The organism is Mesorhizobium sp. CNPSo 4671 (assembly GCF_057784245.1).
The window spans coordinates 350,311-365,702 of record NZ_JBWLUW010000005.1 but is presented as its reverse complement, the minus strand read 5'-3'; the positions used below and the strand labels follow the sequence as shown (position 1 = coordinate 365,702).

Annotated in this window: 13 protein-coding genes; 1 reads left to right on the top strand and 12 read right to left on the bottom strand. The window is 63.4% G+C overall.

What is annotated here, in order from left to right; all coding sequences use genetic code 11:
- From pdeM to AC04SF_RS17660, 5 genes are all read right to left on the bottom strand, one after another.
- Nucleotides 1-717, bottom strand: coding sequence for a ligase-associated DNA damage response endonuclease PdeM (pdeM, locus tag AC04SF_RS17680; RefSeq protein WP_488478873.1), 717 nt, complete (start codon nucleotides 715-717; stop codon nucleotides 1-3).
- On the bottom strand, nucleotides 714-3,248 hold the full coding sequence (locus tag AC04SF_RS17675) for a ligase-associated DNA damage response DEXH box helicase (RefSeq protein ID WP_488478872.1): 2,535 nt from the start codon (nucleotides 3,246-3,248) through the stop codon (nucleotides 714-716). The genes pdeM and AC04SF_RS17675 overlap by 4 nt, the downstream gene beginning before the upstream one ends.
- 287 nt (nucleotides 3,249-3,535) lie before the next feature.
- Nucleotides 3,536-4,396, bottom strand: a complete 861-nt coding sequence (locus AC04SF_RS17670) for a C40 family peptidase (RefSeq protein WP_488478871.1) — start codon at nucleotides 4,394-4,396, stop codon at nucleotides 3,536-3,538.
- 30 nt (nucleotides 4,397-4,426) lie between these two features.
- Nucleotides 4,427-4,777, bottom strand: a complete 351-nt coding sequence (locus tag AC04SF_RS17665; RefSeq protein ID WP_096453375.1) for a MarR family winged helix-turn-helix transcriptional regulator — start codon at nucleotides 4,775-4,777, stop codon at nucleotides 4,427-4,429.
- A 98-nt stretch (nucleotides 4,778-4,875) separates the two neighbouring features.
- Nucleotides 4,876-6,246 (bottom strand): leucyl aminopeptidase family protein, encoded by a 1,371-nt coding sequence (locus AC04SF_RS17660; RefSeq protein ID WP_488478870.1) that lies wholly within the window; start codon nucleotides 6,244-6,246, stop codon nucleotides 4,876-4,878.
- 132 nt (nucleotides 6,247-6,378) lie between these two features.
- Here AC04SF_RS17660 and AC04SF_RS17655 point away from each other — a divergent pair, with 132 nt between their 5' ends.
- Nucleotides 6,379-7,200, top strand: coding sequence for a tetratricopeptide repeat protein (locus AC04SF_RS17655; protein ID WP_488478869.1), 822 nt, complete (start codon nucleotides 6,379-6,381; stop codon nucleotides 7,198-7,200).
- Nucleotides 7,201-7,281: 81 nt separating this feature from the next.
- Here the strand turns inward: AC04SF_RS17655 and AC04SF_RS17650 are convergent, their stop codons facing one another.
- The 7 genes from AC04SF_RS17650 to cpaB are packed head-to-tail and all read right to left on the bottom strand — an operon-like array spanning nucleotide 7,282 to nucleotide 15,296.
- Nucleotides 7,282-8,307: a type II secretion system F family protein gene (locus AC04SF_RS17650; protein ID WP_096453369.1), complete on the bottom strand. Its 1,026-nt coding sequence runs from the start codon at nucleotides 8,305-8,307 to the stop codon at nucleotides 7,282-7,284.
- 9 nt (nucleotides 8,308-8,316) lie between these two features.
- Nucleotides 8,317-9,330: a type II secretion system F family protein gene (locus AC04SF_RS17645; protein ID WP_488478868.1), complete on the bottom strand. Its 1,014-nt coding sequence runs from the start codon at nucleotides 9,328-9,330 to the stop codon at nucleotides 8,317-8,319.
- Between the two features lie 29 nt (nucleotides 9,331-9,359).
- Nucleotides 9,360-10,865: a TadA family conjugal transfer-associated ATPase gene (locus tag AC04SF_RS17640; protein WP_096453367.1), complete on the bottom strand. Its 1,506-nt coding sequence runs from the start codon at nucleotides 10,863-10,865 to the stop codon at nucleotides 9,360-9,362.
- 23 nt (nucleotides 10,866-10,888) lie between these two features.
- Complete coding sequence (locus tag AC04SF_RS17635) at nucleotides 10,889-12,178, bottom strand: CpaE/TadZ family protein (RefSeq protein WP_095198351.1); 1,290 nt, start codon at nucleotides 12,176-12,178, stop codon at nucleotides 10,889-10,891.
- 36 nt (nucleotides 12,179-12,214) lie between these two features.
- On the bottom strand, nucleotides 12,215-12,952 hold the full coding sequence (locus AC04SF_RS17630) for a CpaD family pilus assembly protein (protein WP_488478867.1): 738 nt from the start codon (nucleotides 12,950-12,952) through the stop codon (nucleotides 12,215-12,217).
- A 14-nt stretch (nucleotides 12,953-12,966) separates the two neighbouring features.
- Nucleotides 12,967-14,484: a type II and III secretion system protein family protein gene (locus AC04SF_RS17625; protein ID WP_488478866.1), complete on the bottom strand. Its 1,518-nt coding sequence runs from the start codon at nucleotides 14,482-14,484 to the stop codon at nucleotides 12,967-12,969.
- Entirely contained in the window at nucleotides 14,481-15,296 is an 816-nt protein-coding gene (gene cpaB / locus AC04SF_RS17620; RefSeq protein ID WP_096453361.1) for a Flp pilus assembly protein CpaB, read from the bottom strand. The genes AC04SF_RS17625 and cpaB overlap by 4 nt, the downstream gene beginning before the upstream one ends.
- Between the last annotated feature and the right edge of the window lie 96 nt (nucleotides 15,297-15,392).

Genomic DNA, 15,392 nt, shown 5'->3' with positions numbered 1-15,392 from the left:
TCAGCCCGGCCGCAGCATCGAACGGGAGATGGCGAAGATGCGGTCGGCGCCAAGCATGTAGGCCATCAGCGTTTCCAGCCGGAACAGCCCGGCATAGGCGCGGTCGAGCACGTTGAGCGAACCGGTATAGGCACCGAAGGCCGGCATGATCATGCGGCCGCCATCGCCGGCAAAGCAGCGCCGCCGCACCGAACGGCCGCGCTGGACGATGCGCGCGCAGGGATGCAGATGGCCTGCGATCTCGCCCTCGACGCGCACCTTGGACGGCTCATGCCGGAACAGCAGCGAGCCGATAGCCAGTTCCCGCACCGTTTCGCCGGGCAGATCGGCCGGCGCTCCCGGATCATGGTTGCCGGCGACCCAGAACCAGTCGCGGCCTGCCATCAGCGCTTCCAGCCGCTCGCGAAAGCTCGCATGCATGCGCTCGGCGCCGCCGCCATCGTGAAAGGAGTCACCCAGGCTGATGACGATCGACGGCTGGTAATCCGATATGACGGCCTGCAGTCTGAGCAAAGTGGCGCCGGTGTCGTAGGGCGGGATCAGCGCGCCGCGCCTTGCCAGCGACGAGCCCTTTTCCAGATGCAGGTCGGATACAGCCAACAGCCTGAGCTCTGGAAAATAGAGCACCCCGCGCGGATCGCAGACCGCGCACTCGCCGGCGATGCCGATCAAGTCGGCCTCGGCAATCAGCGATGCTCGTGTCAGCGAGAAATTCATTCCTCTACCATTCCTGGCCCCATGGCCTCCTCGACCAACGTCGCCGCATCCATCAGCAGTGTTTCATCGGCTTCGCCATTCACCGGCATCTTGCCGATCTCGAGCATGATCGGCACGGCTAACGGCGAAATCTGCTCGAGATTCTTATGCATGATTCGACCCCGGACGCGCGAGAGCATGTCGGCAAGTCTGCTGACATCGAGCAGACCGGCCGCCGCATCGGCACGCGTCGCCTGCAGCAGGATATGGTCAGGCTCATGGCTGCGCAGCACGTCGTAGATCAGGTCGGTCGACACGGTGACCTGGCGGCCGCTTTTCTCCTGGCCCGGATGGCGTTTCTCGATCAGCCCCGAAATCAGCGCGCAATTGCGGAAGGTCCGCTTGAGAAGCCAGCTATCGGCCAACCAGGCTTCGAGGTCGTCGCCCAGCATGTCCTCGTCGAACAGCGCGCCGAGCGACGGCTTCCGGGCTTTGAACATCGCGCCCATATCGCCCAGCGACCATATGGCCAAGGCATAGTCGGTGGCGACAAAGCCGAGCGGCCTGGCGCCCGCTCTGTCGAGACGGCGGGTCAGCAGCATGCCCAGCGTCTGGTGCGCCAGCCTGCCTTCGAAGGGATAGGCGACCAGATAATAGCGGTTGCCGCGTGGAAAGGTCTCGATCAGCAGGTCATCGCGCTTCGGCAATACCGATTTGTCGGCCTGGAATCGCAGCCAGTCAGCCACCTGCTCCGGCAGCTTCTTCCAGCGCTGCGGATCGTCCAGCATCATGCGAACCTGCTCGGCAAGGTAGGTCGAAAGCGGGAACTTGCCGCCGCCATAGTAGGGCACCTTGGCGTCGCTGCCGGGTGCATTCGACACAAAGCATTCATTCTCGCGAATGCCTTCGAAGCGCAGCACCTTGCCGGCGAACATGAAGGTGTCGCCATGGGTGAGCGTTTCGAGGAAGGCCTCCTCGATCTTGCCGAGGACGGCGCCGCCACGCGAAGCGGAGCCCTTACTGCCAGCTTTGACGTAACGCACGTTGAGCGCCGGCACTTCGATGATGGTGCCGACATTCAGCCTGTATTGCTGGGCAATGCGCGGATTGGAGACGCGCCACAGTCCGTCCTTGTTCAAGCGGATGCGGGCGTAGCGTTCGTAATTCTTCAGCGCATAGCCGCCGGTGGCGACGAAATCGATGACGCGGTCGAAGGTCGGCCGATCGAGGCTGGCATAGGGTGCCGCCGTTCGCACTTCCTCGAAAAGATCATCGGCGCGGAACGGTGCGCCGCAGGCACAGCCGAGCACATGCTGCGCCAGCACATCGAGGCCGCCATTGACCAGCGGCGGCGTATCCTGCGCACCGAGATAGTTGGCATCGAGCGCGGCCCGGCATTCCAGCACCTCGAAGCGATTGGCCGGGATGAGGATCGCCTTGGACGGCTCGTCCATGCGGTGATTGGCGCGGCCGATGCGCTGCGCCAGTCGGCTGGCGCCTTTCGGTGCGCCTACATGGACGACCAGGTCGACATCGCCCCAGTCAATGCCGAGATCGAGCGTCGATGTCGCGACGATGGCGCGCAGCGCGTTCTCGCCCATCGCCTTCTCGACGCGGCGGCGCTGACCGACATCCAGCGAGCCATGATGCAAGGCGATCGGCAAGGTGTCCTCGTTGACCCGCCACAATTCCTGGAACAACAGCTCCGCCTGGCTGCGGGTGTTGACGAACAGCAGGGTCGTCTTGTGGCGCTTGATCTCGCGATAGATCTCCGGCGTGGCGTAGCGCGCCGAATGTCCCGCCCAAGGGACGCGCTCCTCGGAATCGAGGATGGAAATATCAGGCTTCGCGCCGCCGGTGACGACGATCAATTCGGACATGTCGCCGGGTGGGTTCTGGCTGACCAGCCAGCGCCGCAACTCGTCCGGTTCGGCCACCGTCGCCGACAGGCCGATTGTCTGCAGGTCGGGGACAAAACTGCGCAGCCGCGCCAGACCGAGCGCCAAGAGATGGCCGCGTTTCGAGGTCACCAGCGAATGCAGCTCATCAAGCACGACATAGCGCAGGTCCTCGAAGAAGCGTCTGGCATCGCCGGCCGCGATCAGCAGGGCGAGCTGCTCCGGCGTGGTGAGCAGGATGTCGGGCGGCGCCAGCTTCTGTCGCTGGCGCTTATGGGAAGGCGTGTCGCCGGTGCGTGTCTCGATGCTGATCGGGAGACCGATCTCCTCGACCGGCTTGCCGAGATTGCGCTCGATGTCGACGGCGAGCGCCTTGAGCGGCGAGATGTAGAGCGTGTGGATGCCGCGATGCGCCTGGCCCGGCTTGCGCCTTGGCCTGACGGCGAGTTCAGTCAGCGAGGGCAGGAAACCGGCCAGCGTCTTGCCGGCCCCGGTCGGCGCGATCAAAAGCACCGATTGGCCGCCTTGAGCCTTCGCCAGCAATTCGACCTGATGGGCGCGCGGCGACCAGCCTTTCTCGCCGAACCATCTGAGGAATGGCTCGGGCAGGGCAATGGCGGCATTCTGCTCGGCAAGGCGCGGCTCAACTGTCACGCGCCAGAGGTAGCGCGGCTACGGGCGATCGCCAAGGAAAATCGGAACAAAAGGGGATCGAGGAGAGCGCCCCTCTCCCCGTACTATACGGTGAGAGGATGCCGGCAGGCAGGTGAGGGGCAGCGCCAGCGATCACAAATTAGGGGTGTTGGCGCGATCACTCGCAGGCTCGCGCTGCCCCTCATCCGCCCTTCGGGCGTTCGTCGTTCGAAAAGCCAAGCAATTGGCCTTCGCCCGCTGCGCGGACCACTCCTCACCTCCCCGTAAGACGGGGAGAAGGAAGAAGCTTATGGCCGGCGAAATCCCGTCGGGCCGCCATAGAGATAGCCTATCCGGGCGATGGCATCCTTCAGCCCTTCGCGCGAGACCAGCATGGTGTGGCCGTTGGCGTGGATCATGGTCTCGGCGTCGGTCATGACAGCGACATGGCCCTTCCAGAACACAAGGTCGCCCCGGCGCAATCCGGCATAGTCCGGGCCAGGCTCAAGGGGCTCGCCTATGCTTGCCGCCTGCATATCGGAATCGCGCAGCACGTCCCTGCCGGCCATGCGCATCGCCAGTTGCACCAGACCCGAGCAATCGATGCCGAAGCCGGAGGCACCGCCCCACAGATAAGGTGTGCCAAGAAACGTCTCGGCAACCGCGACATAGTCCGCGGCAACTTCGCCGATTGGCCTGAGGTGGCCAGCGATGATCGCTTCGCCTGACGGTAGGACGGCATAGTGCGTGCCGCGCGTCTCGGCGGCACCCGTCACCGTCACCGTCGATCCCATCGACAGCTGTCCCGCGATCGGAAAGCGCAGGTCCGGACCGGGATAGAGGAAGGTACGGGGCACCGAGACGATATGGGTGGGCGCATGGTCGCGTCCGCTCAACTGCGTTGCGGCGACATAGCCGACATAGCCGTCGCGTTCAGCCTGGATCCAGGCCCAGCCTTCGGCGTCCTCAAAAACCAGCACATCGTCGCCGAACAGGGCCTGTGTGTTGATACCGGCATCCGGCTTGGGCGCGTTGCGGATGTCGGCCACCGGGACCGAAATCCGTGATGGCCGGCCGGCGACGAAACGCTCGGCAGTAACCTCGCCCTTCAGCCTCGCGTCGGCGAGGTCGGAACGGAAGGCGTGCAGGCGTGCATCGTGAGCAGTCAAAATCGGCAACCCTGTTGTATGGGCAAACGGTCAAATCGGCAGTTCGTGCGCCTTGGCGATGATACCATCGCCGAAGCGCTCGACAAAGAGCGCGCCCTCGACCGTGCGCTTGATCAGTACATTGCGCTTGTCGAGTTCGTCGCGATGGCGCGACACCAGCTTCAGCGCGCCCATCGTGTCGAGCGCGCGGGTGATGACTGGCTTGGTGACGTTGAGGCGGGCGGCGAGCCCGCGCACCGTGTGCGGCGGCGGATCGAGATAGATGGTGAACAGGATGGCCGTCTGGCGCATGGTCAGGTCGGGGGCGTCGTCGCGCACCTGCGACAGCATCACTTGCTGCCACAGTCGCAAGGCCTGGCTTGGGCGCATCGCAATCGACATCAGGCCAGCATGACGGCAAATTGTTTCGGTTCCGTTTCAGTTTCGAATTTCTTGTTGAACCATGATCTTATCCGAAAACCGGCTACCACTTTTCGGGATCATGGTTGGCCGAAACGCCTGGAAATGATCCGCTCCAGAGCCCGAATGCCTTGCGCCTCGCCGCCAGCGGGGCCGTGCGGACGATCGGCGGGGTTCCAGGCGAAGATGTCGAAATGCGCCCAGCTCGCCGTCTTCTCGACAAAACGCTTAAGGAACAGCGCCGCTGTGATCGAACCGGCGAACCCGTCCGTGGTGACATTGTTGATGTCGGCGATCTTCGACGACAGTTTCGCATCGTAAGGCCGCCACAGCGGCATGCGCCACAGCGGATCCTCGACCGCCAGCGATGCCGCCGCCAGCTCGGAGGCCAGTGCGTCGTCACCGGTGTAGAAAGGCGGCAGATCAGGGCCAAGCGCGACACGGGCGGCTCCGGTCAGCGTCGCCATGTCGACCAGCAGCTGCGGTTCCTCGTCGTCGGCCAGCGCCAGCGCGTCGCCGAGCACAAGCCTGCCTTCGGCGTCCGTGTTGCCGATCTCGACAGTGATGCCCTTGCGGCTCGCCAGCACGTCACCCGGCCTGAAAGCATTGCCGGCAATCGAATTCTCGACCGCGGGGATCAGCACGCGCAGCCGCACGTTCAGCCCCGCAGCCATGATCATCGAGGCCAGGCCAAGCACATTGGCCGCGCCGCCCATGTCCTTCTTCATCAGCAGCATGCTGGACGACGGCTTGATGTCGAGACCGCCGGTGTCGAAACAGACGCCCTTGCCGACCAACGTCACCTTCGGCGCGCCCTCTTGCCCCCAGATCATATCGATCAGCCGCGGCGCGCCGACAGATGCCCGGCCGACGGCATGGATCATCGGGAAATTCCGCGTCAGCAGATCGTCGCCCTTGATGACGGAGACTTCGGCCTTGTGCGCCGCGGCCAGGGTGCGCACCGCCTTCTCCAGATCGTCCGGTCCCATGTCGCTGGTCGGTGTGTTGACCAAGTCACGGGCCAGGAAGACGCCATCGGCGATGCGGCGAACACGCGCCGCGTCGACACCGGCCGGCACGTCGAAGCGCAGCGCCTTGCCCGGCTTCTTGCCATAACGGGTAAAGACATAGCCGCCGAGCGCCAGCGCGATTGCCGCGAGTTCCGGCTCGGCAGGAATGGAGGCGAATTGCCAATCGCCCTCTGGCAGGGCTTTCGACAGTGCGCCGAGCGCGAGCGTGCCCTCGCCGTCGCCGATACCAAACAGCGCGCCGGCGAGCGCGCCGCTTTCGCCAGGCACGGCCAGTGTCCTGCCTGCCTCGCCGGAAAATCCGTTGGCCTTGGCCCATGCAATGGTCGATGGCGCAAGGCCGGCGGCCTCCAGTCCGTCACGGGCCACCAGATGCACCGGCAGCGCGCCTTGCAATTTCGTCTCGACGAGTTCGACAGGCATTCGATGTTCTCCTGCCGACCCGAGCCCCCGAGTCGGCGTTTCTTAACTCTCCGTTAGGGTTAACAGAATATTTCTGCGGGAGGGAAGATGGCCACGCAATGGCCGCGCGTATGAATGGAGGCCTAGGGTGTCATGCCGACCAACCGCACAGTGAACGCCAGGGGAAAACGGCTCGTCACCACGGCCCTCATGCTGGCGCTCGCGGCAGGCGTCGCCGGATGCGGGACCAGCAGGATGACCACGGGCTCGATCGGCCGCAGCGGCGGCAAGCCGCTGGAGACCATGTCGGCGGGAGAAGTGCACAACGCCACCGCCGCCCTTGGCCAGTCCTACGCCAAGAACCCCAACGACAAGCGTATAGCAACCAACTTTGCGGCCGCTTTGCAGATGGACGGCGATGCCGACCAGTCGCTTGCCGTGATGCGCAAGCTGGCGATCACCTACCCCAAGGACCGCGACGTGCTCGCCGCCTACGGCAAGGCTCTGGCCGCCAACGGCCAGTTCGAGGCCGCGCTCGACGCCGTGCGCCGCGCCCAGACGCCGGAATATCCCGACTGGAAGCTGGTGTCGGCGGAAGCCGCCATCCTTGATCAGATCGGCCAGAAGAACGACGCGCGCCAGCTCTACCGCAAGGCCCTCGAACTCAAGCCGAACGAGCCCTCGGTGCTCTCCAATCTCGGCATGTCCTATGTGCTGGAAGGAGATCTGCGCACCGCCGAAACCTATATGCGTTCGGCCGCGCAGCAGCCCAACGCCGACAGCCGCGTGCGCCAGAACCTGGCGCTGGTCGTCGGCCTGCAGGGCCGTTTCGACGAGGCCGAGAAGATCGCCTCGCAGGAACTCTCGCCCGAGCAGGCACAGGCCAATGTCGCCTATCTCAGGCAGATGCTGGCCCAACAGAATGCCTGGAGCCAGCTCAAGGATCAGGACAAGTCGAAGCCGGCAACCAACTGACGCAGAGATTTCGTCAACAGACGTTGAAAGCCGCGCTGCATGCAGCGCGGCTTTCGTATTTGCGCAAGGATTGCCCTGCCTTTACTGGGTGGCTGACGCCGCCGCCCCGGAATGATCGCCGAAGATGCCGCGCTGGCTGACCTGGATGCCGGCGGGGCCGAGGATGATGGCGAAAAGCACCGGCAGGAAGAACAGGATCATCGGCACGGTGAGCTTGGGCGGCAGAGCGGCGGCCTTCTTCTCGGCGGCGTTCATGCGCATGTCGCGGCTTTCGGCGGCAAGCACGCGCAGCGCGTGCGCCACCGGCGTGCCGTAGCGTTCGGCCTGGACGAGCGCCTGCGACACCGATTTGACCGATTCCAGGCCGGTACGGCTTGCAAGATTCTCGTAGGCCTGCTTGCGCTCCTGCAGATAGGAAAGCTCGGCATTGGTCAGGATGAATTCTTCCGCCAGAGCCACCGACTGCGCGCCGATCTCGTCGGCGACCTTGCGCAGCGCCGCCTCGACCGACATGCCCGATTCCACGCAGATCAGCATCAGGTCGAGCGCATCCGGCCAAGCCATCTGGATCGACTGCTTGCGCTTGGTGGCGCGGTTGTTGACATAGAGGACCGGTGTGTAGAAGCCGCCATAGGCAACGAGGACGCAGACGAACAGCCGGACGACCAATGGTTTGTCCGGCAATCCTCCGAACACGAACATGTAGACCAGAGCCAGTGCGAAGCCGACAAAGGGCAGGACGAGGCGGAAGAAGAGAAAACGCGTCAGCGGGTTCTGTCCCCGAAAGCCGGCGACCTTGAGCTTCTGCAAAGTGTTCTCGTCGGCCAGCGCGCGCCGCAGGTCAAGCCGGTCGACGATGTTGCGCATGCCTTCCGACTGTTGCTCGCGCAGGCCCTTGCGGCGGCGATCGGCCTCGTTCGCAAGCCGCGCGCGCTGTTTGGCGCGAAGCTCATCGCGCTCCAGCGCGACCGACTTCATGCGCGCCTTGAGCTGGTTGCCGCCAAGCGCCGGCAGCAGCGTAAAGACGGTCGCGAACACGGCGATGCCGACCAGCAGTGCGATCAGGAGGCTGGGATCCGTCAGTGACTTGATGACTTGTTCGCTCATGCCTCGGCCCTAGACTTCAAAGTTCATCATCTTGCGCATCACGAAGATGCCAATCGACATCCAGATGGCGGAAACGCCGAGGATCAGATTGCCGACACTGGTGTTGAACAGCGGCATCAGGTAGAGCGGGCTCGAAAGGTAGACCAGAAAGGCGACGATGAAGGGCAGCGCGCCGATGATGGCGGCGGACGCCTTCGCCTCCATCGACAGCGCCTGCACCTTGGCCTTCATCTTCTTGCGATCACGAAGCACGCGCGAAAGATTGCCCAGCGCCTCGGACAGATTGCCGCCGGCCTGCGACTGGATCTGGATGACGATGCCGAAGAAACTTGCCTCGGTGCATGGCATGGTTTCAGGCATGCGCAAGGTCGCATCGGGGATCGACAGGCCCATCTGCTGCGAATCGACGATGCGTCGGAACTCGGCCTTCACCGGCTCGGGGGATTCGTTGGCAATCAGGCGTATGGCGTCGTTCAGCGGCAGGCCGGACTTGACCGCGCGCACGATAATGTCGAGGGCGTTTGGAAATTCGTTGAGGAATGCCTTGACCCGGCGCGCGCGGCGAAACGAGACGAACCAGCGCGGCAGGCCGAGTGCGCCGGCCAACAGCACACCGGGCAAAACAAGCATCGGCGCGCCGGCCATGAAGGCGACCACCACCAGCGCGAGGCCGCATATGGCCGAGTAGATGTAGAAACGTTCGACCGAAACCTTCATGCCGGCCTGGCGAAGCTGAGCCTTCAGTGGCGGCTTCTTGACGGCGCTGTCCTTGGTTTTCTGCTTCTCGTCGAGTTCCTTCAGCGAATCCTGCACCGATTTACGGCGCTTGGCCGCGTCAGCCGCGCGGTCGCGCGAGGCCTTGACGATGGAACGGTCCGTCTCGGCGGCCTTGATCGTTTCAAGCCGCTTGCCGGCCTGTTTCTCATTGCTGATCTGGTTGGCCAAGAATGCATAGGCGACCGCGCCGGCGCTGAAACCGGCGAGCACGACAAACGCCAATACGGTGCCGTCAATTCCAAACATCGACCACAACCTTCACGCCCGCGGATACCTCAGTCAGCACGTTTCTCCATCGCCTCGAGCGCGGTGGCGAGGCGCTGTTCCTCGCCGTAGTAGCGAGCCCGGTCCCAGAAATGCGGGCGGCCGATGCCGGTCGAGACGTGCTCGCCCAGCAGCCTGCCGTTGGCGTCCTCGCCCTTGATGTTGTAGAGGACGATGTCCTGGGTGATGATGACGTCGCCTTCCATCCCGATGACCTCGGTGATGTGGGTGATGCGGCGCGATCCGTCGCGCAGACGCGCCGCCTGGATGATCACGTCGATGGAGCCGACGACGATTTCGCGCACGGTTTTCTGCGGAAGCGAATAACCACCCATGGCGATCATGGATTCGATACGGTTCAGGCATTCGCGCGGGCTGTTCGAGTGGATCGTTCCCATCGAGCCGTCATGGCCGGTGTTCATCGCCTGCAGAAGATCGAACACTTCGGGTCCGCGCACTTCGCCGACGATGATGCGCTCGGGCCGCATGCGCAGGCAGTTCTTGACCAGGTCGCGCATCGTCACTTCGCCTTCGCCTTCGAGGTTGGGCGGGCGGGTCTCCAGGCGCACGACATGCGGCTGCTGCAGTTGCAGTTCGGCCGAGTCCTCACAGGTGATGACGCGCTCATCGCGGTCGATGTAGTTGGTCAGGCAGTTGAGCAGTGTCGTCTTGCCCGAGCCGGTGCCGCCCGAAATGACGATGTTGCAGCGGACACGGCCGATGATCTTGAGAACTTCGGCGCCCTGGGGCGAGATGGCGCCGAACTTGACCAGCTGATCGAGCGTCAGCTTGTCTTTCTTGAATTTGCGGATGGTGAGCGCGGTGCCGTCGATGGCGAGCGGCGGTGCGATGACGTTGACGCGGGAGCCGTCGGGAAGGCGGGCGTCGCAGATCGGGCTGGATTCATCGACACGGCGGCCGACCTGGCTGACGATACGCTGGCAGATGTTGAGCAGCTGCTGGTTGTCACGAAAGCGGATGCCGGTCTGCTCGACCTTGCCGTTGACTTCGATGTAAACGTTCTTGGAGCCGTTGACCATGATGTCAGCGATGTCGTCGCGGGCGAGCAATGGCTCGAGCGGTCCGTAGCCAAGCACGTCGTTGCAGATATCCTCGAGCAGTTCCTCCTGCTCGGCGATGGACATCGCGAAATTCTTGATCGCGATGATGTCGTTGACGATGTCGCGGATTTCCTCGCGCGCGGTTTCGGGGTCGAGCTTGGCGAGCTGCGACAGGTCTATCGTGTCGATGAGCGCCGAGAAAACCTGGCTCTTGGTGTCATAGTAGGTCTCGCTCTTTTCGCGGCCCCGCCTCGCCTCCGGCGCAATGGGCGGCGCCTCGACCGCGCGGCGGGCCGGCGGCGCGACAGGTGCGCTCGGCGGCGGCGGTGCCGTGGGCCGGGCAAGAACCGCCGTATCCGCCGAACCCGCGGGCGGCGGGGCGGCCGGCGCCGGTGCTGGCTGGCGGAATTCCGGCGTGAACCGGTTGCCGTCGTCGTTGCCTCTTTTACCGAACATGATCGACTACCGGTTCCAAAACGTCACTTCTTGTTGCGCGAGAGCTTGCCGAGCAGGCTGCCCAGGCCAGCCTTCTTTTTCGTCCGGATTTCGCTTCGCCCGGTCAGCACATGAGCAATCTCATTGATCATGGCCACAACCGGGTTCTTGGCATCCATCTCGCCGAGCATACGCCCGTTGTTGGCGGCATTGCCGAACAGCAACGGATCAAAGCCAATGACCGACATCGGCGTCAGGCCGAGCGGCTCGGCGAAATCGGACGGCGAAATTTCCGGCCGCTTGGGGACGCCGGCCTGGTTGATGATCAGCTTCGGCGGCGGGTCGTTGGGGCGAAGCCGCTTGAACATGTCGACCAGGTTCTTGGTATTGCGCAGATTGGCCAATTCCGGCGTCGCCGTGATGACGATCTCGTCGGCCTTGACCAGCGTGTTCTTGGCCCAGCCCGTCCAGACATGGGGAACGTCCAGCACCAGAAGCGGCACGCTGCGCTGCGCGGTATCGACAAGTTGCGCGAAGGCTTCGGGATCGAAGTCGTAGACACGCTCCAGCGTCGAGGGCGCCGCGAGCAACGACAGGTGTTCGGCGCACTGGGTCAGCAGCCGGTCGAGATAGACCTCGTCGACGCGTTCGGGCGAGAACACCGCTTCAGCGATGCCCTGTGCCGGGTCCTGGTCGAAATTGATGTTGGCCGTGCCGAAGGCGAGGTCGAGGTCGGCAACAACGACCTCGGACTTGAACAGGGAGGACATTGCCCAGGCGACATTGTGGGCGATGGTGGATGACCCGACGCCACCCTTGGCGCCGATAAAGGCGACCGAACGGCCGAGCGGTTCTGCCTCCGGATCGACGAAAATCGACGACACGACACTGACGATGTCGGCCATCGACACCGGCGCGATGACATATTCCGAGATGCCGGAGCGGATGAGCTCGCGATAGAGACCGACGTCATTGTAGTGGCCGATCACCACCACTTTCGAGGATGGGTCGCAGTATTCCGAGAGCTGGGCGAGCTGCTCCAGCAATTGCTTGGGTTCGCTGCGCGACTCCAGCAGGATCAGGTTCGGCGTCGGCGCCGACTGATAGAACTCGATTGCGGTGGGAACGCCGCCCATATGAACCTTGAGATGCGCCTTGGTCATGCGGCGGTCCTCGCCGGCGCGCTCGACTGGATTGGCAACGCCCTCGGTCTCGCAGAATGCCTGGATCGAGATGCGCGGAACCGGGCGCAACGCCTGCATCGCGGCGATGTCCTGCGGTGATGTATCACCGCCGTCCACGGTGGCGTCATAGGCAAGGTTGCTCATGGTCATGCTCTTTCCGTGGCTTCTCTTTCCTCGAGGCTCGGCTCAGTACGTCACTTCCGAATTGCCGAGGAATTCATCCGAAATACCCCTGCTGCGGTAGATATCGATCACCGCGCCGCGATTTTCCGCGTCGATGGTGGTCTGCTTGCGCGGCCCGAGCAGGTCGGACGGATTCGCAACCTGGGCGGCGAGATTGTTCTGATAGGAGCAGCCGAAGTCGGCATAGTGCTTGTTTTCCGAGGTCTCAGCGAGATCGTCGGGCCAGCGGCCGCATCTGTCGGTCTGGGCTCTCACGGCGATAAAAGAGACGCGAACCGGCGCGGATGTCTCGCTAGATCCAGCCTGATAGGAGACCACGACGATGCGGTTGCGCTTGATGCCGCTGGCGACCGCGAGCCTGGCGAAATCACGGCCGGCCGCCGACGCCGCGACCTCATTGGCCGATCCGCTCGGAATCTGGATGGTCAATGTCGGCGCGGCACTCTTGTCATAACCGTCGAGGAAACCGAGCAGCGTGTCGCGCTGCGAGCCGGTCATGCCACGGTCGCCGGCGCCGACAGGCAGGTCGATCTTCTGGTTCTTCTCGGCGATGACGATCGGATGGTTGGTGCGATAGTCGTCCGGAATGGCGCCAACGGTGATGCTGTCGCGCTGGGCGCAGCCGGCCAGCAAGGCCGTCACCGCCACCGCCAGGAGCGGCAGCGCCCGCAGGCCGGCCCGCGAACGGCCGGTGCGCATCGTCGAGGCGATGGTCCTTGTCTTCAACGCTGACTGAGACATGTCCGCTTTCCCATTCACTTGTAGATGTAGCCGACAACGCCGTGGTACCGGCCGTTGGGCTTGTTGGTCTGCATGGTGCCGTAGACGCGATTGACCTTGCCTAGGAACATGCCGGCGCCGTCGCTCGGAGGATTGAAATTGTCGTCCGGCTTGGCGAGATCGTTGCGTGCCACCGGCTTCGTCAGATAGGGCGTGATGATGATGACGAGCTCACTTTCGTTGCGCACGAAGTCCCTGCTGCGGAAGAGCGCTCCAAGCACGGGAATCTTCGTCAGTCCGGGCAGGCCGTTGACGGCCTGCCTGACATCGTCGCGAACCAGGCCAGCGATCATCATGGAACCGCCCGAGGGCAATTCGACCGTCGTATCGGCAAGACGCTTGCGCAGCGACAGGATATTCGTGCCGGGGCTCGTTACGCCAGAGGAAAGCGACACGGATCCTTCGGTCGTCGGTTCGGAAACCGAGGTTCTGACCTTCAGGCTGATGCGGCCGGGGGACAGCACCACCGGCTGGAATTCCAGGCCGATGCCATACTCGATCTTGTCGATGGTATAGGTTTTCAGGCCGGTCTGGTTGTCGGTGGATACGTTCTGGGAAACGCCGGACACCATGTTGTATTCGCCACCGACCTTGAAGGTCGCCTTCTCGCCGGATACGGCGGTCAAGGTCGGCTCAGCCAGCGTCTTCATGACCCCGGACTGCTCCATGGCGTTGATATAGGCCATCAGTGCCGAGTTGCCGATGTTGAAGCCCGAATTCGACAGCTGCTTGCCCAATCCGGTGAAATTGTCGCTGAGCGCGCCATAGCTGATGCCGTTGCTGCCGCCGTTGCCGACCATGTTGACGCCGAGCTGTTTCATCACAGAGCGGCTGACCTCGGCGACGGTAACCTTCAGCGTGACCTGGTCGTCGCCGATGATCTGCAGCAGGTTGACGATCTTGCTGGTACGGCGTTCCTGGTCGGGGTTGTTGATGTCGACGCCACTCTGGGCCGAGCCGCCTGCCGCGGTCTGCGAATACTGACCCGTCGTCGCTTCACCGCCCGAGACGAAGATCGTCGCCAGGTCCACTGCCCGCTTCGCGTCCAGCGGCGTATCGACCGTTCCGGTCAAGATGACGTTGTCGTTCAGCAGTTCCACCTTGACGTCCGAGGTCGGAAGGAAGCGCTTGATGTAGTCCTCCAGGCCGGCAACGTCGCGTTCGACGGCCAGATCCAGGCTGGCGATCTGTTCGCCGTTCGGGCCGAAGACGAAGATGTTGGTTTCGCCGACTGCTTTGCCGAACAGGTAGATACGCCTTGCGGTGCGGGTCACCGCATCGGCAACGGTCGGATTGGCGACAAGAATGTCGTAGGCATCGCTCGGCAGGTCTATGACCACCGATTTGTTGAGGCCAAGCTTGACGCGTTGGTTGGCGGTCGTGGCCGTCACCTTTGTGCTTTTCGCCTCGACAACGCCCTGCACATTCGTTCCGACGAGCAGCAGGCCGAATGCCGCGGCTATGATTGCCGGCAGTTTACCGCTTAGCCTCATTTCCTTGCCCCTACTTCGGAAACTTCACCCGACTTGATCAGTCTCACCGTTCCCTTGCGGCCATTGCCGGAAACGAGATAGTCGGCCTCATCCACATTCTTTTCCTGGGTGTCCGTGATCGCCCGCAGCGCCAGGGTCAGGCGATCGGCCATCTGCTGGGCGACGGTGATGATCTCAGCCTGTTTGGGCGTGAGTTCCAATGTGGCGGTCTGGCCGACCCTGGTCTTCTTACCCTCCTCGTCCTCCTGGATGGTCTGGTCGATTGCCAGGACGCGGATGTTCTTGAGGATGGTTTCGGTGTTGAAACCGGTGCCGCCGCCACTGGCATCCGCCCTGCGGGTCATGATGACGTCGACGAAATCGTTTGGAAGGATGAAGCCGCCGGCCGAAGTGTCGGCCGATATGGTTGTGGCGACCGCGCGCATCCCGGAAGGCAGTATGGACGACATGAAGCTCTGCCCCTCGCCGATCAGCTTGGAACGTCGCACAGGCTCACCCGCATACATCGGCACACGGGCAATCGACCCCTTCAATTTCTCCAGGGCGTCGGGAGCAGTGGCCTTGGTGATGAAATTCGCGTTGACGCCGTCGGCCGGCCAGGATTGCCAGGAGATGTTGTTCTGAAGCGCGTTGCCCATCGCGACATCGCCCGAGAGCACAAGAACGTCCTGCAGGGGGACGGCGGGAGCCTGGGTGCCGGAATCGACGACGATCTGCGGCGGCGGCGCGGCGACCATATTTTTTGCGACATAGCCAGCGCCACCCGCCGCGGCCACCGCCACGCTCAGAATAATCAGTCGGGATGCTGGCATCTGTCCGAACCCTCGCCCTTGGCAAACCACGTAGCCAAGCCGGACTTTGCAGCGGCAATCGTCAAAACAAGGTTAATGCAATGCTTACGATCGTGA